The following is a 20,681-nucleotide window of genomic DNA, read 5'->3' as shown; positions in this document are numbered from 1 at the left end:
CTAGCCGTCGCCCACGGCGAATCCTTCGGCTTGCATCTTTTTCAACACGTCTTGCCAGCGCGACAGCTTTTTTGTGTCGCCGCTGCGTTTGCCGCCGTTGGCACCGGGCAAGTACAGGCCTTCGGCGTTGAAGGCGTACACCGGCAACAGGTCTTTACGCTGGGACGCGGGGCGGATTTCGCCGATCAGGTTATCCAGCACCAGCGGTTCGGCCGTGGGGCTGCTGTAGAAGGTCAACACCATGTGCGCCTGGTTTTGGGCCAGGGCCTTGACGTAGGTGATGCGCAGTTTTTCGCTGGGAACACCGAGTTGGCGCAGGCTGAAATACTTCGCCAGCGCGTAGTCTTCACAGTCGGCGGCGCCCTTGATCAGCGATTCTTCCGGCGTGGCCCAGTAATCGGTCTGATGCCAGATGCGCATGTCATCCTGAAAATTCAGCTGCTGATTGAAGAACTGATTGACCGCATTCAGTTGCTCGCGCTCGGGTTGCTTGAGTTCGCTTTTGAGCATTTGACTCCAGGCCTCGACTCTTCCCTTGGCGGGGCCGAGAGGGCCATAGCGCTTTTCGGCGGTTTGCAGAATCTGCGTAAAGTCCCAGTCGGCAAGGACACTGCCCAACCCCGTCAGCAGAAAACTGGCCAACAGCAGCCAGCCGCCGAGCCGAAGTCGGAGCGTTGACCATCCTGGACTACGCGGACGACGTGACATGTCTGGCTGCTCGCGTGCAGATGACTGAAGTCTAGGCGGTGTTTTGGGCGAGGATGGACAAATTGTCGGGTGAGTACACGGACCTGCACACGGACCTGTAGCAGCCTGCTGCTACAGGGATCGAGGTGTTTTCAGGGTTTTTTGCTTGAGGATGTAGAACGTGACGAGCACGGCGCTGGTCAGCATGAAGCCGCGCGCCCACGGCAGGGGCACCAGGTAGCAGGAGAACAGGATGCTCACCCACATCAGCCCGATGGCGTAGACCTTGCCTTTGAGGGGAATACCGTTACCGTCGAGGTAGTCGCGAATCCACGGGCCCAGCCATGGATGCTCCACCAGCCACTGATAAAAGCGCGGCGAACTGCGGGCGAAGCACGCAGCGGCCAGCAACAGAAAGGGCGTGGTGGGCAAAACCGGCAGGAAAATCCCGATCACCCCCAGCGCTACGCTCAGCCAGCCGATGGCCAGCAGCACGTAACGCAACATCAGGGAGCGGTTGCCTATGGGGTTGTCCATAGGCAAGACCTTAGTGATGACGTGGCTTGAGGATCGCCGGTTTTTCGTCTGGCGCGTTGCACAGCAGGTACAGCGCGGTCAGGGCTTCCGGGATCTGTACGATCATGTCGTCCATCAGGTTGGCATCTTTGGCGATGTCTTCGAACTCTGGCTGTTCGTCGAACAGGCCCGAACCGACCATGATCGGCAGGAGCATTTCGCTGACTTCGTCTTCGGCGGTTTCGAACCAGGCGGCTTCGCGCAGGAACACGCCTTCCATGAAACCGATGCACCAGCCGCGCAGGTCGGAGTCATCCGGATCTTCGCCCAGGTCCAGCTCGCACGGCAGCTCGAACTCTTCATCGGACGCCAGTTGGCGGGCGATGTGAGCCTTGAGGGCCAGCAGGGTGGATTCGATGGCTTCTCGTTCGGTGTCGTCGGCGTAGTGCGGCTCTTCGGCGAAGAGGGCGTCGATCCATTCACGGTCCGGAACTTCTTCGGAACAGATCGACAGCGCAGTGAGGTAGCCGTGGGCGGCCACGTAGTCCAGCGCCTCGTCATGCAGTTCGTCGGCGTCGAGGAAGACTTGCAAACGGGTTAGTTGCTCAGCGAAGGACATTAAAGGGCTACCTTGGGAAATAAACAGATGCGGGAATTCTAGGCCTTCTTGAGCGCTCAGGCCAGCCGCGCGGCATATTTGCAGCCTCAGAACACCGCATTCCCTGTAGGAGTGAGACCGGATTCTTTGTTGCATTGGGTTGATGTGTCTTATCAGCGGTGCCCTGCGCAAGGGAGGCCTCGGGTATACTCGCGCGTTTTGTGATGCCCTGCTGGCATCGCGGCTGGAATGTGAAGCGTCATGCAACGCGCACTTACGATTTGTCAGTGCAGCGTGCGTGGTTCTGAACCAGCCTTGCAGGGATGTTTTTGTGATTTTTGGAGTTTTTATGCTCGAACAGGCTCAACGCGTCCTCAAGGACATCTTCGGCTACGACAGTTTTCGTGGCCGTCAGGGTGCAATCATTGAGCGCGTGGCCAGTGGTGGCGACGCCCTGGTACTGATGCCTACCGGTGGCGGCAAATCCTTGTGTTTCCAGGTGCCGGCGCTGTTGCGCGAAGGCCTGGCCGTGGTGGTGTCGCCGCTGATCGCACTGATGGACGACCAGGTCGCCACCCTCGAAGAGCTGGGTGTCGCGGCCGCAGCCTTGAACTCGACGCTGAGCGCCGAACAACAGCGCGATCTGGCGGCCCGCATCAAGCGCGGCGAAGTGAAGATGCTCTACCTCGCGCCCGAGCGTCTGGTCCAGCCGCGCATGCTGGCCTTCCTGCAAAGCCTTGAAATCGCCCTGTTTGCCATCGACGAAGCGCACTGCGTGTCGCAATGGGGCCATGACTTCCGTCGCGAATACCTGCAACTGGGGCAGTTGGCGGAGTTATTCCCGAACGTTCCGCGCATCGCTCTGACCGCCACGGCCGACAAGCGTACCCGCGAAGAAATCGTCGAGCGCCTGCATCTGCAAGACGCCGAACGCTTCCTGTCGAGTTTCGACCGCCCAAATATTTTCTACCGCATCGTGCCCAAGGAGCAGCCACGCAAGCAGTTGCTGGCCTTCCTCGCCGAGCGTCGTAGCGATGCCGGCATCGTTTACTGCCTGTCGCGCAAGAAAGTTGACGAAGTGGCGGTGTTCCTCAGCGAACAAGGCTTCCCGGCGCTGCCGTATCACGCGGGTTTGCCCAACGAAACCCGGGCCCATCACCAGAAGCGCTTCCTTAACGAGGAAGGCCTGATCATGGTTGCCACCGTGGCGTTCGGCATGGGCATCGACAAACCCAACGTGCGCTTTGTCGCTCACCTCGATTTGCCGAAATCCCTTGAGGCTTATTACCAGGAAACCGGTCGAGGTGGCCGCGACGGTCTGCCAGCAGACGCCTGGATGGCCTACGGCCTGCAAGACGTGGTGATGCTCAAGCAAATGTTGCAGAACTCCGAAGGCGACGAGCGTCACAAGCGTCTGGAGCAGCACAAGCTCGACGCGATGCTCTCGCTCTGTGAAGAAACCCGCTGCCGTCGCCAGACGTTGCTGGCCTACTTCGACGAAGACATGCCTGAGCCGTGTGGCCATTGCGACAACTGTGTCGACGGCGTGCAGACCTGGGACGCCACCGAGCCGGCCCGACAGGCACTCTCGGCGATTTATCGCACGGGCCAGCGTTATGGCGTCGGGCATTTGGTCGACGTGTTGCTGGGTAAGGACAACGAAAAAATCCGCAGCATTGGTCATCAGCATCTTTCAGTGTTTGGGGTCGGCAAGGCGATGGGCGAGAGCGAATGGCGCTCCCTGTTCCGGCAGCTGGTGGCCCGTGGGCTGGCCGACATTGACCTCGAAGGCTACGGCGGCCTGCGCTTGAGCGACACCTGCCGGCCGCTGCTCAAGGGTGAGGTGACCCTGGAGCTGCGCCGCGACCTCAAGCCGCAAACCACCGCGAAAAGCAGCAAGAGCCAGGCGAGCCAACTGGTGCGTGGCGAAGAGCGCGAGCAGTGGGAGGCGCTTCGGGCCTTGCGGCGCAAACTCGCCGAAGAACATGGCGTGCCGCCGTACGTCATCTTCCCCGATTCGACGTTGCTGGAAATGCTCCGCAGCCAGCCGACGTCGCTGGCAGAAATGGCCACCGTCAGCGGTGTCGGTGCACGCAAGCTCGAGCGTTACGGCGAGGCCTTCCTCGAAGTGCTGGGCGGTCAGGTCGAGGCACCGAAAGTCGTGGCCGACGTGCGCCACGAACTGATCACCCTGGCTCGCGCCGGCATGACTCCGGTGCAAATCGCCGGTCAGCTTCAGTGCTCGGAAAAGAACGTCTACACCATGCTCGCCGAAGCGATTGGCAAGCAGCAGCTGTCTTTGGAACAAGCGCTGGACTTGCCGGAAGAATTGATGGGCGAAGTCCAGGATGCGTTCCTCGACGGCGAAGGTGAATTGCCAGCGGTTTCTGAGATTGCCGCCCTGTTCGCCGGGCGAGTGCCGGAAGGCGTTTTGTACTGCGTGCGTGCCGCCCTGCAATCGGAGTTTGAGGTTTAAGCAGCGCTGTAGGTTGATGTAACGATTCACTACAGACCAAACCTTGCCTCAAGCCAACGGCCATGCTTAGCTGACTAATAATTAGTTTTAATTAATTTCAGTCTAATCATGAGTGTTTTATGCCGTTAACCGATCAACACCGCTTTGGCATGCAACTGGCCCAGATGTCGCGTGGCTGGCGTGCCGAACTGGACCGCCGTCTCGCCGGTCTGGGACTGTCCCAGGCGCGCTGGCTGGTGCTGCTGCACCTGGCCCGTTTCGAGGAAGCCCCGACCCAACGTGAGCTGGCACAAAGCGTGGGTGTAGAAGGGCCGACCCTTGCCCGTTTGCTCGACAGCCTTGAAACCCAAGGCTTGGTTCAGCGCCAAGCCGTACTGGAAGACCGCCGGGCGAAAAAAATTGTCCTTTGTGCGCCGGCCCGTCCTCTGATTGAACAAATTGAAACCATCGCCACGCAACTGCGTCTCGAGCTGTTCGCGGGCGTCGATGAGGCGGATCTGAAGGTGTGCATGCGGGTTCACGGACATATTCTGGGCAACCTGGAAAAATCTTGAGGCAGAATCGCACGCCGGACTTTTGAGATACCCCGTTGGGCAGACTATAAAGAACTACTAGGCAATATCGTGTTCGTACCGGATGTGCAAACACGCATAGGTTGGTTCTGTTATCTAAGGGATGCTCATGCTCGAGAGTTGGCGGTTGGTTTTACGGTGTGGCGTCAGGTCGATTCTGGTCTGTGGCGCTATCACCTACTCGGCATTGGCGCCCGCGCTGGGCTTGGGGGACATCACTCTCCATTCCGCGCTGAATCAGCCGTTGAGTGCCGACATCGCCCTGGTGGATGTCGGTGGTCTGGAGGAGGGCGAGTTGTCCGTCAGCCTGGCGACGGCGGATGAATTCAGCCGCGCTGGCGTCGAGCGGGTGTTCTTCCTCAATAATCTGAAGTTCACCCCGATCCTGCGTGGCAATCGCAACCTGATCCGGGTGACCTCCAGCAAAGCGGTCAAAGAACCTTTCCTGAATTTCGTGGTGCAGCTCAATCAGCCCAACGGGCGCTTGCTGCGCGAATACACGGTACTGATCGATCCGCCGGGCACTCCGGGAATTGAACCCGCCGCGGATGAGCCGGTTGCCGAACCCCAGTCTTCTGCATTTCCGGCGGTCAAACCGGCCAGTGTGCCAGCAGCGCCTGCGAAGAAACCCGCTCCCCCGCAACCTGTCGTCGCGCCTGCGAGTGATCCCGTTGTGGCCGAGCAACTGGCCGCAGCTGTCCTGCAAAACCAGCAACTGCAAAAAACGGTCGATGAGTTGAATGCCAAGCTGGCGGCTCAGGACGAGCAGATAGCCGGTCAGAAAAAACAGATCACCGAACTGCAAACCCAATTGGCTGAAGTCAAACAAACGCCAGTCGAGCCTGCTGCGCCGGTAGCTGTCGTGCCCGCGCCTGTGGTTGTCGAGGAAGCAATCAACTGGCAATTGGTTATCGGGCTGCTGGCACTGGTGGCTGCGGTGCTGCTCGGGTTGTTCCTTCGTCATCGACGTCAGCAGGTTGCGGCCTTGCCCGAGGCCTCCCCCGATTTGTCGTCACGGCAGGAGTCGATGTTTGATCCTGTGACGCCATTGGTCCAAAAGACCCAGCTCAAACCCGTGTCCGATCATCGTGACGAAACCTCACCGGGCGATGTGCTAGAAGGGGTCGGCATCTACCTGACTTATGGCCGATTTGCCGAAGCCGCTGCCATGTTGCGAGATGCGCTGATCAAGGAACCTCAGCGCACGGATCTGGCGGTGCAACTGCTGGAGGTGCTCGGCAAGCAAGGCGATGTAACGGCTTATGATGCGCAGGAAAGCAGCCTGCGAGACGCCGGGTTCGACCCGCAAAAGCTTCGGGATATACGCGCCAGCCACCCGAAACTGAGCGGCACCGCACCCCTGGCGGCCGCGCCCGTAGTCGCACCGGTGGAACCTGTGTCCAACGATGAATTCCAGTTGAACCTGGATGAATTGTCGATGGATTCAAATTGGGATCTGGTCAGCCCTTTCGACACCCCGCCACCCGCCGCTAAACCTTCTGACGAGCTGACCTTCACCTCGAACCTGCACGTGATGCCCGACGTGTATGAACTGCCTGACGAGTCGTCGCAGCCAGTGTCCGAACTGGAATGGGACCCCGTACCTGACACGCCATCACTGGATGATGACTTCCTCGACGAATTCAACGATGCGCCTCAGCCGCTGCAACTTGAACCGCTGAGCCTGGCCCCGGCGCCATCCAACGCCGGCAAACTGGAACAAGCCCAGACCTGCATCGACGATGGCGACCTGGAGCGCGCAATCAAGCTGCTCAACGAATTGCTCAAGGACGGCGACGAACCGCTCAAGCAGACCGCCCGCAGTCTGTTGGCCGGTATCGGCTGAGGCTCTATGATGGCTGCGCTCCCAGACTCAGAGACTTGCCTGTCATGACCGCGCACAAACCGGAAATCGTCATCACCTATTGCACGCAATGCCAATGGCTGTTGCGTGCCGCCTGGCTGGCTCAGGAACTGCTCAGCACCTTCGGTGATGACCTTGGCAAAGTGTCGCTGGTGCCCGGCACCGGTGGGGTGTTCCATATTTTTTGCGACGACGTGCAACTCTGGGAGCGTAAGGCCGATGGCGGTTTTCCCGAGGCCAAGGTGCTCAAGCAGCGAGTCCGCGATCAGATCGATCCGGACCGCGACCTGGGCCACAACGACCGCACTCAGTGAGACGCCGCTTCCGCCGCCACAGTCTTTTTGCTTGAACCACCGGAGAGCCGGCTGGAGACCACGATCGCGACGATGATCAGCGCGCCGCCGATCAGCATCCGCAGCGTCGGATTTTCATTGAACAGCAGCCAGGCCATGGTGATCCCGTAAACCGGTTCCAGGGCGAACACCACCGCCGCCGTGCGGGCCTTGATTACCGCCAGGCTGGCGACGAACAGACTGTGTGCGACGCCGGTACAGAACACCCCGAGCAGACTGATCCACAGCCAATCGATGCCACGCACTTCGCTCAACTGCGGTGCCGCCACGGGCAGCAGGCACAGCGCGACCACCACGTTTTGACACAGCGCGGCCTGTACCGGCGGGATCCGTCCGGAACTGGCCCGGTTGGTCAGCGACAGCAGGGCAAACAACAACCCGGAGCCGACGGCCCATAGCAGGCCGGTGGTGGCGCCACTCGCCAGATCGAAGTCCGGAGTGACCAATACCAGTCCGACACTCACCAACACCACCAGCAGGATTTCATTGGCGCGAATCCGCTCACGGAAGATCAGCCCTTCGAGGATCACGGTAAACGCCGGGAAACTGGCAAAACCCAGGGTCGCAATCGCCACGCCCGCGACCTTCACCGCAATAAAGAAGCTCACCCAGTGCCCGGCCAGCAACAAGCCACTGAGCAGCAGGCGGCGCCAGTCCACGGCTGCAAGCTTCTGCCAACGGGTATTGCTGGCGAAGCGCGCAAAAACCGCGAGTGCCAGCACCGCAAACGCAGCACGGCCAAAGACGATGACAGCGGGGGAGGCGGCGGCGAGTTTGCCGAACACACCGGTCAGGCCAAACATCAATGCGCCGATATGCAGGGCGCCAAGGGCGGTACGGGGAGTCATTGCAATCCTTGATCAATACAACCAACAGAGGTGAAGTCTAGAGCGCTGGTAGTGCACCTGTCTGTCGTCAGACTCGCCTCATTTGTCGCCAGCCTCGCGCCGAAGCTTACCGGGGGAGGTGCCAAACTCACGCAACACCGCGGCGGCGAAGGCGCTCTGTGAGCTGTAGCCGACTCGACTGGCAATCTCGCCGATGGACAATGGCGAATCGCGCAGCAATCCCACCGCAATATGCAGCCGCCGACTGCGGATGTAGTCCATCGGCGTCTGCCCGCATTCAGCCACAAACCGAGCGTGCAACCGGGCGCTGGACAATCCGGCGACACCGGCCAGGTCCGCCACTTGCAACGGGTAAGCTGCATGCTGATCGATGTGTGCATTCATCGCCGCATACGGCAGGCGTCGTCCGCCCACGCTGGCTGGTTTGGCGTTGTTGAGACTGGCCAATAACAGCACCGCGCCTTGTTGTGCGATCAACGGATCGTTGACCTGGCTGCCCGCCAGCCAGCTGACCAATTGGCTTTGCCCTGCATCCAATGGCAGGCGTCCGGCGTTGTCGAGCAGACGACGACTGGCCTCGGCATGTTCGCCCAGCGACTGTGAAACCCATTGATCGCTCGGCACATCCAGCACCAGGCAGCGGCTGCCGTTGCTGCTGCCGCAGGCGTGATGGAATCCGGACGGCACTACCACGAAGCTCTGCTGCACCACCTGACTGCCATGCCCGTCGACTTCGAAATCCAGCGCGCCCGACAGCCCGAACACCAGTTGGGCGTGGTCGTGGCTGTGGACGATCAGGTCGTGGGTGTACTGGCGTAGTGTGAGGATCGGGCGCATCACCGCTCTCCTGGGCAAGATGCGGCCAGTTTACACCGGCCCGTCGCTGTCACAGGAATGACTCACCCCTGTCATGACCGATTAACCCAACCGGCGCAAGCTTGGAAAAACAATCGCAGAGGGTTGCCCATGACCAGCGCCGAGCTCGCCAAACCCAGTCGTAAGCAACGTGTGCGGACCTTGTGGATTTCAGATGTGCATCTGGGCACTCGAGACTGCCAGGCCGAGCACCTGTCGCAGTTTCTCAAGGGCTACCACGCGGACAAGATTTACCTGGTCGGCGACATCATCGATGGCTGGAAACTGCGTGGCGGCATGTACTGGCCCCAGGCGCACACCAACGTCATTCGTCGCTTGCTGACCATGAGCAAGCGCGGCACCGAAGTCATCTACGTCACCGGCAATCACGACGAGTTCCTGCGTCGTTACTCCAAGCTGATCCTGGGCAACATCCAGTTGGTCGACGAAGCCGTGCACGTCACCGCCGACGGCCGGCATCTGCTGGTGATCCACGGCGATCAGTTCGATGTCATTACCCGTTATCACCGCTGGCTGGCGTTTCTCGGGGACTCGGCCTATGAATTCACCCTGACCCTCAACCGCTGGCTCAACCACTGGCGCGCCCGTTATGGCTACGGCTATTGGTCGTTGTCGGCGTATCTCAAGCACAAGGTAAAGACCGCGGTCAGCTTCATCAGCGACTTCGAGGAAGCCATCGCACACGAATGCGTGAAGCGCGAGTTGCATGGCGTGGTGTGCGGCCACATCCACCATGCCGAGATTCGCAAGGTCGGCGAGGTGGATTACCTCAATTGCGGGGATTGGGTGGAGTCGTGTACGGCGCTGATCGAGCATTGGGACGGGTCGATCGAGTTGTATCGGCTGGCGGATGCGCAGGCGCGTGAGGCGGAGTTGAAGGTGTTGAAGGTTGCCGAGCCGGCCTGAAATGTGCGGTGACTGGGCTGGCCTGCTCGCGATGGACCGCGCAGCGGTCCCCTGAGGTGTATCAGGCCGGCGAATATTCTTCCATCGCCGCCTTGTAGATCGAGTTCTTCGGCTGCGCAAACAACCGTTCCATCATTGGTATAAAGAAACTCAACGGCAGCGTGTCATACGCCGGGTCAAACGCCGCCGCATCGTATTTGGCACAGAACTCGATGGTCGCCTGGTACTGCGCATGGTCCTTGAACTGCTCACGCAGGTGCCGATCCATGCCCAAATGATGGAAAAAGTAATAGCCCTGGAAAATCCCGTGTTTCTCCACCATCCACAGATTCTCGGCGCTGACGAACGGCTTGAGAATCGCCGCGGCAATGTCCGGATGGTTGTAGGAACCCAAAGTGTCGCCGATGTCATGCAGCAACGCGCAGACCACATATTCTTCATCACGGCCATCGCGCCAGGCGCGGCTGGCGGTTTGCAGGGAGTGGGTGAGACGGTCCACCGGGAAACCACCAAAGTCGCCCTCCAGCAACTTCAGGTGCGCCACAATCCTTGAAGGCAATTGTTTCGCGTAGGCACTGAAGTCGGCGGCGATGATCGCCCAGTCTTCCTGCGTGCCATCCTTCATGTGGGTGAAACGGGCGTTGGCGTTCATCGACTCTTCTCTCTTCGTGTTCACGGTGCTTAGAACGGCACGCGACCCAGGATCATGTCTCGGTACATGACAAAGTCGCCGAGCAGGCTATAAAGAGGATGTTGGAAGGTCGCAGGTCGATTCTTCTCGAAGAAGAAATGCCCGGCCCAGGCGAAGCTGTAACCCGCCAGCGGCAGGGCCCACAGCAGCAGCCACGCGCCTTTGCCGATGGTCAGGGCGATAATGAAGATGACCAGTGTCGTACCGATAAAGTGCAGTCGTCGGCAAGTGCTGTCACTGTGCTCGCTGAGGTAATACGGGTAGAACTCAGCAAAGCTGTTGAAACGTTTGATGTTTTCCACGACTGCGATCTCTGTGGTTATTGTTCTGATTGCAAGATGTTCTGCGGGTAGCTTATTTGAGTCTAGAGTGATCATTGGCATCAGCCAGTGACAATAGGCGCCACTTTAGTATCCTTCGAAAACTAGCCGCGTCAGACGGCTCACTGAACAGTAAGCAAACGCCATGAGCGAACGAACGACTTCTGCAAGCTGGGCGATGGGGATTGTCAAAGCACTGGAGATGGACGGCCTGGATTGCCGGGCACTGTTCAAGCAGCTAGGGCTCGACTACGCCTCACTGGATGATCCGGATGCGCGTTTCCCACAAGATTCCATGACGCGCCTATGGCAGCGTGCGGTCGAGCTGTCCGGCAACCCGGCGATCGGCCTGAACATGGGCAAGGTGGTGCGACCGGCGTCCTTCCATGTCGCCGGCTACGCCCTGATGTCCAGTCAGACCCTGGCCGAAGGCTTTCAGCGGCTGGTGCGCTATCAGCGGATCATTGCCGAAAGTGCCGACCTGAGTTTCCGTCTGCTGGATGAAGGTTATGCGCTGATTCTGACGGTCCACGGCGATCACTTGCCGCCGACCCGGCAAAGTGCCGAGGCGTCACTGGCCTGCGCGCTGGCGTTGTGCGGCTGGTTGACCGGGCGGACCTTGCAACCGCGCAAGGTGCTGATACAGGGCGATCAACCTGTCGACCTCGAACCCTATAAACAAGCCTTTCATGCGCCGTTGCTGTTCAACGCACCTTACGACGCCTTGATCTTCGAACGTGCCGACATGGAAGCACCATTGCCGACCGCCAATGAAGCAATGGCGTTGCTGCATGACCGGTTTGCCGGCGAGTACCTGGCGCGGTTTTCCGAGAGCCGCGTGACGCACAAGGCGCGACAGGTGTTGTGCCGTTTGCTGCCCCAGGGCGAACCCAAGCGCGATACCGTGGCGCAGACGCTGCACCTTTCACAACGCACCTTGCAGCGACGCTTGCAGGAAGAGGGCACCAGTTTCCAGGCCTTGCTCGATGACACCCGGCGCGAATTGGCCGAGCAGTACCTGGCCCAGCCGACCATGACCCTGCTGGAAATTGCCTACCTGCTGGGGTTCGCTGACCCGAGCAATTTTTTCCGCGCGTTCCGCCGCTGGTTCGATGCCACCCCTGGCGAGTACCGGGCGCACATGACCGAAGCAGCAGCGCAGGTCAGTGGCGCCAGAACGCAGGAATGCACAGAACAAACACCGTAATGATCTCCAGTCGGCCGAGCAGCATGCCAAACGACAGAATCCACTTGGCGGCGTCCGGCAACGACGAAAAGTTGCCCGACGGCCCGATGGTCGGACCCAACCCCGGCCCGACACCGGACACGGTACTGGCCGCGCCGGTCAGGGCAGTCATCCAGTCCACGCCGAGCAGTGAGAGCAGCAACGCGATGACGCAGATGGTGATGGCGAAGAAGAACGAAAAGGTCAGGATCGAACGCACGATTTCTTCGTCGAGACGGTGACCGTTGTACTTCTGCTTGATCACCGCGCGCGGGTGAATCAATTGGTTAAGGTTGGCCTTGAGCAGGATGTAGGCAACCTGGAAGCGGAATATCTTGATGCCGCCGGCCGTCGAGCCAGAGCAGCCGCCGACAAAGCCCAGGTAAAAGAACAGCATCAGCGAGAAATTGCCCCACAGGCTGTAATCCCCCAGCGCGAAACCGGTGGTGGTGACCACCGATGTCACGTTAAACGCCACGTGCCGCAAGGTTTCGAGCCAATGCAGTTGGGTGGTCCACCAGTACCAGGTGCCGAGCACCAGCCAGGTCACCAGCAACATGCCAAGCATCCCTTGAACCTGTTGATCCTTGATCAAGGCCCGACGGTTGCCGCGCAAGGTTGCGACGTACAGGGTGAAGGGCAGGCTGCCGAGAATCATGATGACAATCGCCACCCAGTGCACCGCCGGCTGCGTCCATTTGGCCAGCGACTGGTCCGAGGTGGAAAAGCCGCCGGTGGAGATCGCTGACATCGCGTGGTTGATCGCATCAAACAGGCTCATCCCGGCCCACCAGAGCGCCAGGCTGCCGATAATGGTGATCCCGACATAGGCCGCCACGATCAGGCGCGCCACCATGTGCGAGCGAGGCATGACCTTTTCCGAACGGTCCGAGGACTCGGTCTGAAACAGGCGCATGCCACCGATGCGCAGCAACGGCAGAATCGCCACCGCCATGCCGATAAAACCGATGCCGCCGAGCCAGTGCAGCAGCGAACGCCAGATCAGGATGCCGGGTGACATGGTGTCCAGGCCGCTGAGGACCGTGGAACCGGTGGCGGTGATGCCGGACATGCTTTCAAAGATCGCGTCGGTGAAACTGACGTGTTGAGCCAGCATAAAAGGCAGCGAGGCGAAGAGGCAGACCACCAGCCAACTGCTGACCGTCAACAGGTACATGTCCCGTGGACGCAAGTGGATGTGTTCGGGACGGCCAGGGATAACCATCGCCAGGCCGGCGACAAAGGTAATCATGCTCGACCACAGGAACGAGGGGAGCTCGTGGGTGCGCTCGAAAATCACCAGGGTCGCCATGGGCACGACCATGGCAATGGCCAGCGTAATCAGGAAGATGCCGATGATAAAACCAATAATCCGTAAGGTCGGCAACGCCATGAAATCCGCTCGGGCTGTGGTGGGAGTGGGCGCCATTCTACCTGCGGGACAGGGCATGTAAACCGACGCCGCTTGCGCACTTGCAGCTAGAATAGCCAAACATTTTTTCAGGAGGTGGCCGATGCAGGCTCTCGACGCTTTGCTCAACCGTGTTTCCGTTCCACGACTGCTTGACCCGGCACCGACTGCGGCGCAACGCGAAGTCCTGTTTGGCGCCGCCATGCGTGCCCCGGACCATGGTCATTTGCAGCCTTGGCGCTTCCTGACCGTCGAGGGCGCGGCACGAGAGCAATTGGGCGAGCTGCTGGCCGAAGCGGCGAAGTTGCAAGACAGCGAGGTGTCGGAAGCGGCACTGGACAAAGCGCGCAACGGTCCGCTGCGCGCACCGTTGGTGGTGGTGGTGATTGCGCGGGTGCAGGATCACGTCAAGTACCCGAAATCCGAGCAACTGCTGGCTGCAGGCTGTGCAGCGCACGGAATTTTGCTGGCGGCGTATGCGCAAGGGATTGGCGCGGTATGGCGTACCGGTGAACTGGCCTACTCGGCGCATGTGGCCAAAGGGCTGGGGTTGGCGGAAGGGGAAGAGGTGATTGCGTTCCTTTACCTGGGCACACCGCAAAAAGAACCGCGTTTGGCCGAGAAAGTCGACCTCGCCGAGTTCGTCAGCGCGTGGCCCGCCAAGTCCTGAAGATCAAAAGAATCGCAGCCTGGTTTCACTCGACAGCTGCCACAGGTGCACCCGGACCTCTGTAGCAGCTGTCGAGTGAAACCAGGCTGTGTGCTTTTTACGGTTGAAAGACCGCCCCTGGCACCAGCGGCAACTCCAGACTGGCCACAAACCCGCCCTGCGGATGATTGGCCAGCACCAGAATCCCGCCATGACGTTCTGCCGCGCGGCGCGCGATCGCCAAGCCCAGGCCATGCCCGGCGGCCGTTTGCCCTGGAGCTCGATAAAACGGCTCACCCAACTGATTCAAATGCTCGGCGTTCACGCCTGGTCCATGGTCACGCACGCTGACCACAATGCGCTCACCCTGGCGCACGGCCTTCATTTCAATCGACTGCCCCACCGGATTAAAGCGCTGGGCGTTGCGCAGCAGATTGTCGACGGCGCGCTCGATCATCGTCGGCCAGCCCTTGAGGTTCAGTTGCGGTTCTACCTCAAGACTGACGTTCTGTTCCGGTGAACCCAGTTGCGCATCCTTTTGCAGCGTATGAAGCAACGCGTTCAGGTCGACCTCTTCGGCACTGGCGTTGTCGGCGTCGACCCGCGCCAGTACGAGGATTTCGCTGATCAACGCTTCCAGCCGGTCGCATTCGCGGGTCAGGCGCGGCCAGAGTTTTTCCCGTTCTTCAGGGGTGGCCCGTTCCGCCAATGCCAGGGCAATGCGCAGTCGAGCGAGCGGGGAGCGCAGTTCATGCGACACATCGCGCAGCAACTGTCGCTGACTGCCGATCAAGCTTTGCAGGCGTGAGCCCATGCGGTTGAAATCGTTGGCCAGCACGCCGAACTCATCGCGCCGGTTGGCCAGTTTCACCAGACTGTTTTGCTGGTAAGTGGTTTGTCCCAGGTCATGCACGGCACCGCGCAAACGGCTTAGCGGGCGGGTAATCGAAAGGGTGACGAACAGGCTGAACAACGTCAGTACCACCAACGCAATGCCCAGCGCACTCAACGGCCACAGCAGGCTTTCGCGGTGCCAGGAATCCAGTTCCGGGTGCGGAATGCGATAAATCAGCAGGTAGGTGTCGCCGGTTTTTTCGCTGGTGTATTCGGCGGTCAAACGACGCCATGGCAGGCGCCGGTCATCGTTGTTCTGCCGGGCTTCGAACGCGGCCGCGCGACGCGGGAAGGTCCCACGGACGACCGGGTCGCCGCTTTCGTTCAGCACCTGAACGTCGATGTGATATTGACGTTTTCGTTGTTCGAGAATGTCCTGGGCGGCTTCTTCACCTTGGGATTCGTAGGTTTGCGTCCACTCTTGTGCCAGGGTATTGAGGCCCGGATGGCGGCTGAGGATCCACGCGTCCTGGTTGAGCATGTGCCCCAGCAGAATGGATAGCCCTGCCACCAGAGCGATGGCCAGCCAGAAGCTGGCCAGGATACGCCAGAACAATGAACGCACAGAAAATCCTCGAACAAACACAAATCCCTGTGGGAGCGGGGGGGGGAGCAGACCCAACGGGGTTGGCCGTCGGGTCCGGGGTCAGCGCATTATTGCGCTTTTTGCGGTTGTTGCGCTTTCCAGGCCTTGAACTCGGCCCACTCGGCGCGACGCTCAGCCTGCTTTTTCTGGATCTCGTCGAATTTCTTCTGTTGATCCGGTTTCAGCACGGCGCGCACATCGGCTTCGGCTTTCTGATGCTTGGCGGTCATTTCGTCTTTCAGGGCTTTCTGGTCGGCTGGCGAGAGTTTCTCCAGGTACTTGTCGACCAGTTGCTTACGCTCGTGCATCTGCTCGCCCATGATCTTGCGGATCTGCTCGCGCTGTTCGCGGCTCAGGTCAAGTTGACTGTACGGGCCTTTACCGTGCATGCCGTGCATCTGGCCGCCGTGGTGCGAGTCGTCCATCGGCCCACCCATCGGGCCGGAGCCCTCAGGCATGGCCATGGCAACGGTCGGCAAAGCGGCGGCGAACATCAGGGCGATGAGAGTCTTGCGCATGGTGAATCTCCTTGTCTCGTTCCCGGTACGTTCCGGATGAGTACAGATTACGCAGATCAAGGTCAGCGGCGGTCAGCGGAGCGTAAAGCTTGGGTAAAGACGATGTCCCGCCGACCTGACACTTCCACCACCTTTTGGACACACGCCCGGGTTAGAGGCTGTAGTAGTAACCACGGCTACGCAGTGCAACGATGCGCGGGCGGCCGTCGGGGTGCGGGCCGATTTTCTTGCGCAGGTTGCTGACGTGCATGTCCAGGCTGCGGTCGTACAGGGTCAGCTTGCGGCCGAGGGCGATTTGCGCCAGTTCCTGTTTGTCCAGCGGCTCGCCGGGTTGCTTGAGCAGGGCTTCAAGCAGGCGGCTTTCGGAGACGGTGAGGGTAAATTCCTGTTCATCGATGCTGACCACGCCGCGCACCGGGCTGAAACACAGGTCGCCCAGCTCCAGCTGGCTGGACACTGCCGCCGGATGGCTGCGACGTAACACCGCGCGCAGGCGAGCTGTCAGTTCCCGTGGGTCGCAGGGTTTGGCCAGGTAATCGTCGGCGCCCAGTTCCAGGCCGAGGATGCGGTCCAGTGGCTCGCCGCGTGCCGACAGCATCAGCACCGGCAGGTCCGGGTGATCGCTGCGCAATTGCTTGAGCAGCTCCAGACCGCTGCCGTCGGGCAGCATCACGTCCAGCACCACGGCGGCGGGAGAGGTTTCGGCCAACGCGCGGCGGGCACTCTGGCCATCGTGGCAGGCACGGACCTGAAAGCCTTCCTGGCTCAACCAACTGCTCAGGAGCTCGCACAGCTCCTGGTCATCATCAATTAGTAACAGCTCGCTCATGAATCACTCAATTTAGCCATTGCCGACGTTTTCTGGTGGCACCACTGGCGAAGATACCGCAGAGCAGGGCCAATAGCGCTACTCCACCGCCGATAACAAACCATTGCTGCTGATCAGTCAGCAGACGTGGCGACGGGCTACTGGCCTGCGCTTCCTTGAGTTGCAGCTTGAGGCGCTGATTCTCTTGGCGCAACCGGCTCAGTTGAGCGCTTTCGCGTTCGGCATCGGTATTTTGCAGTTGCTTGCTCAATTCTTCCCGTTGCTGCTCGCTGACCTTCAAGCGTTGCTGCAACTCGCTAATCTGGCTGCCGGCGCTCAGGGACAAAGGCGTCGAATTAGCGCCCTCGGCGCTTTCTTCACCGTGGGCCGGGGCCATGATCGACAACGTCACCAACAACAGACACAACGGACCCTTGCGCATCGCGACTCCTGATTCCAATCGAGTGATTGGGCAGGTTGTCGGCAGGCAAACAAGAATAATGAGCGTTGAGAGCGCGATGAACCAACAAGGTTCACCGCGCGGGGGGCATTTGAGGGGAAAAGTTACGGCAGGACTTGCTTGAACGGCTTGACTGAAACGTTGGCGTAGACGCCTGCGGCGATATACGGATCAGCGTCGGCCCAGGCTTGTGCGGCGCTCAGGGAATCGAATTCGGCGACGATCAGGCTGCCGGTGAAACCCGCAGCGCCGGGATCATTGCTGTCGACCGCCGGGTGCGGACCGGCCAATACGATGCGGCCTTCGCCCTGGAGCACTTGCAGGCGCTCAAGGTGGGCAGGGCGCGCGGACAGTCGGGCTTGCAGCGAGTTGGCGACGTCTGTGGCAATGATTGCGTAGAGCATGTCAGTCCTCGGTTTTTGGCGTAGTGGTGTCGGTGTCGTGCAGGTGGCGGGACAGGTAAATGCCCTGGCCGACCAGGAACAGCAGCGTCATGCCCAGGCTGCCGAAGACTTTGAAGTCGACCCAGTAGTCCTGAAAGGTGAACGCGACGAACAGGTTGGCGGCGCCGCAAAACAGGAAAAAAGCGATCCAGGCGATGTTCAGGCGTGTCCAGACGGGCTCTGGCAGGGTCAGTGCATGGCCCATGATGCGCTTGATCAACAGGCTGTCACCGACGAAGTGGCTGCCAATGAACGCGAGGGCAAACAACCAGTTCACTACCGGCGCTTTCCACTTGAGGAAGGTTTCGCTGTGGAACGCCAGGGTCAGGCTACCGAAGACCAGGCAGGCAATGAGGGTCAGCCACTGGCTCTTCTCAAGCTTGCGCTGCTTGATGAACAGCGCGCCGTAAACCACCAGCGAGCTGATGATCAACATCGCGGTGGCGCTGTAGATACCGCCTACAGTCAACTCATGACCGCCGATGTCGACGACCCGTGGGTCCAGTTTGAAGACGATGAAAAACAGCAGAAGCGGGATGAAATCGATGAATTGTTTCACAGTGGCAGCCAGAAGCAGGATGTGGCGGCATAATAACAAACATATGGGCGCGTGATAGCGCCAGCTGATTTGAGGTAACAAAGTCCTGTGAATGTTGATTTGCACTGCCATAGCACGGCCTCCGACGGCGCCCTGGCGCCTGCGGTACTGGTTGCGCGTGCGTTCGAGAAAGGCGTGCGAGTCCTGGCCTTGACCGATCACGACACCCTTGAGGGCCTTGATGAGGCCCGCACAGCCGCGACGGCGCTGGGGATGCAACTGGTCAATGGCGTCGAATTGTCCTGCACCTGGGGCGGCGCGACCATTCATGTTCTGGGTTATGGATTTGATGTGACGGCGCCGCCGTTGGTCGAGGCGATTGCAAAATTGCACGATGGCCGTTGGCTACGGTCCGAAGAGATAAGCCGCAAGCTGGCGTTGAAAGGCATGCCGGGAGCGCTGGAAGGTGCCCGGGCCATGCAACAGGAACTGGGCGACAGCGGCAACGCGCCGGCCCGTCCGCACTTCGCCGACTGGATGGTACGAGAAGGGTTTGTAAAGGATCGCGCCGAAGCGTTCCGCAAATGGCTGGGCGCCGGCAAGCTGGGCGACGTCAAGCAACACTGGCCGACCCTGGAAGAGACCGTCGAAACCCTGCGCGCGGCGAAGGCCTGGGTCAGCCTGGCGCATCCCTGGCACTACGATTTCACTCGCAGCAAGCGTCGCCGCCTGATTTCTGACTATATTCAAGCCGGGGGCCACGCGATGGAAGTGGTCAATGGCCATCAGCCCGCCGAGCAAGTGGGCAGCCTGGCCATTCTTGCCCGTGAGTTCGGTCTGCTGGTCAGCGCCGGCAGTGATTTTCATGGCCCTGGAGGCTGGTCCGAGATCGGCGAATATCGCCCGCTCCCGGAGGATCTGCCACCACTGTGGTGTCGATTCAAACATGACCCAATTATTGCCGCCGTCTGAACAGGTAGAGAATGTGAGTCAATTTTTCCAGATTCATCCGGAAAACCCGCAAGCGCGCCTGATCAAACAGGCGGTCGAGATCATCCGCAAAGGCGGCGTGGTGATTTATCCCACAGACTCGTCCTACGCCATCGGTTGCCAGATCGGCGACAAAAATGCCGTGGACCGCGTACGCCGTTTGCGCGGACTGGATGACAAACACAACTTTGCGCTGATTTGCAGCGACCTGTCGCAGCTGGGGCTGTTCGCAAAGATCGATACCGGCACGTTCCGTCTGCTCAAGGCGCACCTGCCCGGGCCTTACACCTTTATTCTCAACGCCACCCGCGAAGTGCCGCGTCTGCTGCTGCATCCGAAAAAGCGCACCATCGGCCTGCGAGTACCAAGCCATCCGATTGCGCTGGCCTTGCTGGCCGAACTCGGCGAACCGCTGATGAGCGTGACCCTGATCATGCCCGGCGACGAAGACCCGTTGAGCGATCCGTACGAAATGCGTCAATTGCTTGAGCATCAGGTGGACTTGATCATCGACGGCGGCTTCGGCGGGATCAAGGCGTCCACCGTGATCGACCTGACCGGCGATGACCCGGAAGTGATCCGTGTCGGTTGCGGCGACCCTGCGCCGTTCATGGCCGAGGCGTAGATGTCTGCAGTAGAACCCGCAGTCGACAGTCAGGCCGGAGCCCAGCAAGAGCTGCCCTTCGCGATGGTGTACGGCCAGGCGGTGCTGGAAATGCCGCTGGACCTGTACATCCCGCCGGATGCGCTCGAGGTCTTTCTCGAGGCCTTCGAAGGCCCGCTCGACTTGCTGCTGTACCTGATTCGCAAACAGAACATCAACATTCTCGACATCCCGGTGGCGGAAATCACTCGCCAGTACATGGGCTATGTCGAGTTGATGCAGTCGGTGCGCCTGGAACTGGCCGCCGAGTACCTGGTGATGGCCGCGATGCTGGCCGAGATCAAGTCGCGGATGCTGTTGCCCCGCGCCGAAACCATCGAAGACGAAGAAGAGGATCCGCGCGCCGAGCTGATTCGCCGCTTGCAGGAATACGAGCGTTTCAAGGCGGCCGCCGAAGGCATCGATGGCCTGACCCGTGTCGGGCGTGACGTGGTGGTGCCCAAGCTGGATGCCCCGGAAGCCCGGGCGCGCAAACTGTTGCCGGATGTGCGCCTGTCTGAATTGCTGTTGTCCATGGCCGAGGTCTTGCGCCGTGGCGACATGTTCGAAAGTCACCAGGTCAGCCGCGAAGCGCTGTCCACCCGCGAACGCATGAGCGATGTGCTGGACCGGCTCAAGGGCGGCGGTTTCGTGCCCTTTGTCGAGCTGTTCACGGCAGAAGAGGGGCGACTCGGTGTAGTGGTGACCTTTATGGCGATCCTCGAACTGGTCAAGGAATCCTTGGTCGAGCTGGTGCAGAATGAGCCGTTCGCAGCGATCCACGTGCGGGCCCGAGCCGAATAACGAGT

The 20,681-nt window shown here is 60.2% G+C and carries 24 protein-coding genes; 10 read left to right on the top strand and 14 right to left on the bottom strand.

Annotated features, from left to right (window positions below; all coding sequences use genetic code 11):
• From lapG to J2X66_RS04510, 3 genes are all read right to left on the bottom strand, one after another.
• The gene (gene lapG, locus J2X66_RS04520; RefSeq protein WP_310261394.1) at positions 1-708 is read right to left on the bottom strand and encodes a cysteine protease LapG; all 708 of its coding nucleotides are present in this window, start codon (positions 706-708) and stop codon (positions 1-3) included.
• Positions 709-819: 111 nt separating this feature from the next.
• Positions 820-1,224: a YbaN family protein gene (locus tag J2X66_RS04515; protein ID WP_310261391.1), complete on the bottom strand. Its 405-nt coding sequence runs from the start codon at positions 1,222-1,224 to the stop codon at positions 820-822.
• 10 nt (positions 1,225-1,234) lie between these two features.
• A complete protein-coding gene (locus J2X66_RS04510; RefSeq protein ID WP_027922285.1) occupies positions 1,235-1,822 on the bottom strand; it encodes a YecA family protein in 588 nt (195 codons plus the stop codon).
• 328 nt (positions 1,823-2,150) lie between these two features.
• Between J2X66_RS04510 and recQ the strand changes: the two genes are divergently transcribed.
• The 4 genes from recQ (at position 2,151) to J2X66_RS04490 (ending at position 7,027) form a co-directional block, all read left to right on the top strand.
• Positions 2,151-4,277 (top strand): DNA helicase RecQ, encoded by a 2,127-nt coding sequence (recQ, locus tag J2X66_RS04505; protein WP_027922286.1) that lies wholly within the window; start codon positions 2,151-2,153, stop codon positions 4,275-4,277.
• A 119-nt stretch (positions 4,278-4,396) separates the two neighbouring features.
• Complete coding sequence (locus tag J2X66_RS04500) at positions 4,397-4,831, top strand: MarR family transcriptional regulator (RefSeq protein ID WP_310261385.1); 435 nt, start codon at positions 4,397-4,399, stop codon at positions 4,829-4,831.
• Positions 4,832-4,958: 127 nt separating this feature from the next.
• Positions 4,959-6,695 carry a FimV/HubP family polar landmark protein gene (locus J2X66_RS04495; RefSeq protein ID WP_310261382.1) on the top strand — a complete coding sequence of 579 codons (1,737 nt, stop codon included), beginning with the start codon at positions 4,959-4,961 and terminating at the stop codon, positions 6,693-6,695.
• A 44-nt stretch (positions 6,696-6,739) separates the two neighbouring features.
• Positions 6,740-7,027 carry a SelT/SelW/SelH family protein gene (locus J2X66_RS04490; RefSeq protein WP_140666852.1) on the top strand — a complete coding sequence of 96 codons (288 nt, stop codon included), beginning with the start codon at positions 6,740-6,742 and terminating at the stop codon, positions 7,025-7,027.
• Here the strand turns inward: J2X66_RS04490 and J2X66_RS04485 are convergent.
• Positions 7,021-7,914 (bottom strand): DMT family transporter, encoded by an 894-nt coding sequence (locus tag J2X66_RS04485; RefSeq protein ID WP_310261376.1) that lies wholly within the window; start codon positions 7,912-7,914, stop codon positions 7,021-7,023. The genes J2X66_RS04490 and J2X66_RS04485 overlap by 7 nt on opposite strands.
• 78 nt (positions 7,915-7,992) lie before the next feature.
• Entirely contained in the window at positions 7,993-8,751 is a 759-nt protein-coding gene (locus J2X66_RS04480; RefSeq protein ID WP_310261373.1) for an AraC family transcriptional regulator, read from the bottom strand.
• A gap of 129 nt (positions 8,752-8,880) precedes the next feature.
• On the opposite strand from J2X66_RS04480, the gene J2X66_RS04475 reads away from it, so the two are divergent.
• A complete protein-coding gene (locus J2X66_RS04475; protein ID WP_310261370.1) occupies positions 8,881-9,696 on the top strand; it encodes a UDP-2,3-diacylglucosamine diphosphatase in 816 nt (271 codons plus the stop codon).
• A gap of 61 nt (positions 9,697-9,757) precedes the next feature.
• Here the strand turns inward: J2X66_RS04475 and J2X66_RS04470 are convergent, their stop codons facing one another.
• Positions 9,758-10,348, bottom strand: a complete 591-nt coding sequence (locus tag J2X66_RS04470; RefSeq protein ID WP_310261367.1) for a phosphohydrolase — start codon at positions 10,346-10,348, stop codon at positions 9,758-9,760.
• Positions 10,349-10,377: 29 nt separating this feature from the next.
• A complete protein-coding gene (locus tag J2X66_RS04465; RefSeq protein ID WP_310261364.1) occupies positions 10,378-10,689 on the bottom strand; it encodes a DUF962 domain-containing protein in 312 nt (103 codons plus the stop codon).
• A 163-nt stretch (positions 10,690-10,852) separates the two neighbouring features.
• Here J2X66_RS04465 and J2X66_RS04460 point away from each other — a divergent pair, with 163 nt between their 5' ends.
• Positions 10,853-11,914 (top strand): AraC family transcriptional regulator, encoded by a 1,062-nt coding sequence (locus J2X66_RS04460; protein WP_310261363.1) that lies wholly within the window; start codon positions 10,853-10,855, stop codon positions 11,912-11,914.
• Here J2X66_RS04460 and J2X66_RS04455 read toward each other — a convergent pair.
• Positions 11,871-13,325, bottom strand: coding sequence for a TrkH family potassium uptake protein (locus J2X66_RS04455; protein WP_310261360.1), 1,455 nt, complete (start codon positions 13,323-13,325; stop codon positions 11,871-11,873). The two genes, J2X66_RS04460 and J2X66_RS04455, sit on opposite strands and share 44 nt — an antisense overlap.
• Positions 13,326-13,446: 121 nt before the next feature.
• Between J2X66_RS04455 and J2X66_RS04450 the strand changes: the two genes are divergently transcribed.
• Complete coding sequence (locus J2X66_RS04450) at positions 13,447-14,013, top strand: nitroreductase family protein (protein ID WP_310261357.1); 567 nt, start codon at positions 13,447-13,449, stop codon at positions 14,011-14,013.
• 97 nt (positions 14,014-14,110) lie between these two features.
• Here the strand turns inward: J2X66_RS04450 and J2X66_RS04445 are convergent, their stop codons facing one another.
• The 6 genes from J2X66_RS04445 to J2X66_RS04420 form a co-directional block, all read right to left on the bottom strand.
• Positions 14,111-15,451: a HAMP domain-containing sensor histidine kinase gene (locus tag J2X66_RS04445; protein ID WP_310261354.1), complete on the bottom strand. Its 1,341-nt coding sequence runs from the start codon at positions 15,449-15,451 to the stop codon at positions 14,111-14,113.
• 89 nt (positions 15,452-15,540) lie between these two features.
• The gene (locus J2X66_RS04440; protein ID WP_310261351.1) at positions 15,541-15,990 is read right to left on the bottom strand and encodes a Spy/CpxP family protein refolding chaperone; all 450 of its coding nucleotides are present in this window, start codon (positions 15,988-15,990) and stop codon (positions 15,541-15,543) included.
• A gap of 151 nt (positions 15,991-16,141) precedes the next feature.
• The gene (locus tag J2X66_RS04435) at positions 16,142-16,819 is read right to left on the bottom strand and encodes a response regulator transcription factor (protein ID WP_027922300.1); all 678 of its coding nucleotides are present in this window, start codon (positions 16,817-16,819) and stop codon (positions 16,142-16,144) included.
• Positions 16,820-16,826: 7 nt separating this feature from the next.
• Positions 16,827-17,240, bottom strand: coding sequence for a translation initiation factor 2 (locus J2X66_RS04430; RefSeq protein ID WP_310261347.1), 414 nt, complete (start codon positions 17,238-17,240; stop codon positions 16,827-16,829).
• 122 nt (positions 17,241-17,362) lie between these two features.
• Positions 17,363-17,662, bottom strand: coding sequence for a YciI family protein (locus J2X66_RS04425; protein ID WP_310261345.1), 300 nt, complete (start codon positions 17,660-17,662; stop codon positions 17,363-17,365).
• A 1-nt stretch (position 17,663) separates the two neighbouring features.
• Positions 17,664-18,260 (bottom strand): septation protein A, encoded by a 597-nt coding sequence (locus tag J2X66_RS04420; RefSeq protein ID WP_027922303.1) that lies wholly within the window; start codon positions 18,258-18,260, stop codon positions 17,664-17,666.
• Positions 18,261-18,347: 87 nt separating this feature from the next.
• Here J2X66_RS04420 and J2X66_RS04415 point away from each other — a divergent pair, with 87 nt between their 5' ends.
• From J2X66_RS04415 to J2X66_RS04405, 3 genes are read left to right on the top strand one after another with little or no spacing between them, the layout of a single operon-like run.
• Positions 18,348-19,211, top strand: a complete 864-nt coding sequence (locus J2X66_RS04415) for a PHP domain-containing protein (RefSeq protein ID WP_310261340.1) — start codon at positions 18,348-18,350, stop codon at positions 19,209-19,211.
• Positions 19,212-19,224: 13 nt separating this feature from the next.
• The gene (locus tag J2X66_RS04410; protein ID WP_032833461.1) at positions 19,225-19,854 is read left to right on the top strand and encodes an L-threonylcarbamoyladenylate synthase; all 630 of its coding nucleotides are present in this window, start codon (positions 19,225-19,227) and stop codon (positions 19,852-19,854) included.
• Positions 19,855-20,676 carry a ScpA family protein gene (locus J2X66_RS04405; protein WP_027922306.1) on the top strand — a complete coding sequence of 274 codons (822 nt, stop codon included), beginning with the start codon at positions 19,855-19,857 and terminating at the stop codon, positions 20,674-20,676. It abuts the gene before it with no gap.
• Positions 20,677-20,681 lie beyond the last annotated feature (5 nt).

Source organism: Pseudomonas sp. 3296 (assembly GCF_031456615.1).
GTDB lineage: Bacteria > Pseudomonadota > Gammaproteobacteria > Pseudomonadales > Pseudomonadaceae > Aquipseudomonas > Aquipseudomonas mucoides.
Note: the sequence above shows the minus strand (reverse complement) of the source record. Positions and strands in the feature narration are given on the sequence as shown.

What these genes read in the sequence shown, in the direction of transcription:
- lapG (WP_310261394.1), bottom strand. Translation starts at nt 708, where the DNA reads ATGTCACGTCGTCCGCGTAGTCCAGGATGGTCAACGCTCCGACTTCGG.
- J2X66_RS04515 (WP_310261391.1), bottom strand. Translation starts at nt 1,224, where the DNA reads ATGGACAACCCCATAGGCAACCGCTCCCTGATGTTGCGTTACGTGCTG.
- J2X66_RS04510 (WP_027922285.1), bottom strand. Translation starts at nt 1,822, where the DNA reads ATGTCCTTCGCTGAGCAACTAACCCGTTTGCAAGTCTTCCTCGACGCC.
- recQ (WP_027922286.1), top strand. Translation starts at nt 2,151, where the DNA reads ATGCTCGAACAGGCTCAACGCGTCCTCAAGGACATCTTCGGCTACGAC.
- J2X66_RS04500 (WP_310261385.1), top strand. Translation starts at nt 4,397, where the DNA reads ATGCCGTTAACCGATCAACACCGCTTTGGCATGCAACTGGCCCAGATG.
- J2X66_RS04495 (WP_310261382.1), top strand. Translation starts at nt 4,959, where the DNA reads ATGCTCGAGAGTTGGCGGTTGGTTTTACGGTGTGGCGTCAGGTCGATT.
- J2X66_RS04490 (WP_140666852.1), top strand. Translation starts at nt 6,740, where the DNA reads ATGACCGCGCACAAACCGGAAATCGTCATCACCTATTGCACGCAATGC.
- J2X66_RS04485 (WP_310261376.1), bottom strand. Translation starts at nt 7,914, where the DNA reads ATGACTCCCCGTACCGCCCTTGGCGCCCTGCATATCGGCGCATTGATG.
- J2X66_RS04480 (WP_310261373.1), bottom strand. Translation starts at nt 8,751, where the DNA reads ATGCGCCCGATCCTCACACTACGCCAGTACACCCACGACCTGATCGTC.
- J2X66_RS04475 (WP_310261370.1), top strand. Translation starts at nt 8,881, where the DNA reads ATGACCAGCGCCGAGCTCGCCAAACCCAGTCGTAAGCAACGTGTGCGG.
- J2X66_RS04470 (WP_310261367.1), bottom strand. Translation starts at nt 10,348, where the DNA reads ATGAACGCCAACGCCCGTTTCACCCACATGAAGGATGGCACGCAGGAA.
- J2X66_RS04460 (WP_310261363.1), top strand. Translation starts at nt 10,853, where the DNA reads ATGAGCGAACGAACGACTTCTGCAAGCTGGGCGATGGGGATTGTCAAA.
- J2X66_RS04455 (WP_310261360.1), bottom strand. Translation starts at nt 13,325, where the DNA reads ATGGCGTTGCCGACCTTACGGATTATTGGTTTTATCATCGGCATCTTC.
- J2X66_RS04450 (WP_310261357.1), top strand. Translation starts at nt 13,447, where the DNA reads ATGCAGGCTCTCGACGCTTTGCTCAACCGTGTTTCCGTTCCACGACTG.
- J2X66_RS04440 (WP_310261351.1), bottom strand. Translation starts at nt 15,990, where the DNA reads ATGCGCAAGACTCTCATCGCCCTGATGTTCGCCGCCGCTTTGCCGACC.
- J2X66_RS04435 (WP_027922300.1), bottom strand. Translation starts at nt 16,819, where the DNA reads ATGAGCGAGCTGTTACTAATTGATGATGACCAGGAGCTGTGCGAGCTC.
- J2X66_RS04430 (WP_310261347.1), bottom strand. Translation starts at nt 17,240, where the DNA reads ATGCGCAAGGGTCCGTTGTGTCTGTTGTTGGTGACGTTGTCGATCATG.
- J2X66_RS04425 (WP_310261345.1), bottom strand. Translation starts at nt 17,662, where the DNA reads ATGCTCTACGCAATCATTGCCACAGACGTCGCCAACTCGCTGCAAGCC.
- J2X66_RS04405 (WP_027922306.1), top strand. Translation starts at nt 19,855, where the DNA reads ATGTCTGCAGTAGAACCCGCAGTCGACAGTCAGGCCGGAGCCCAGCAA.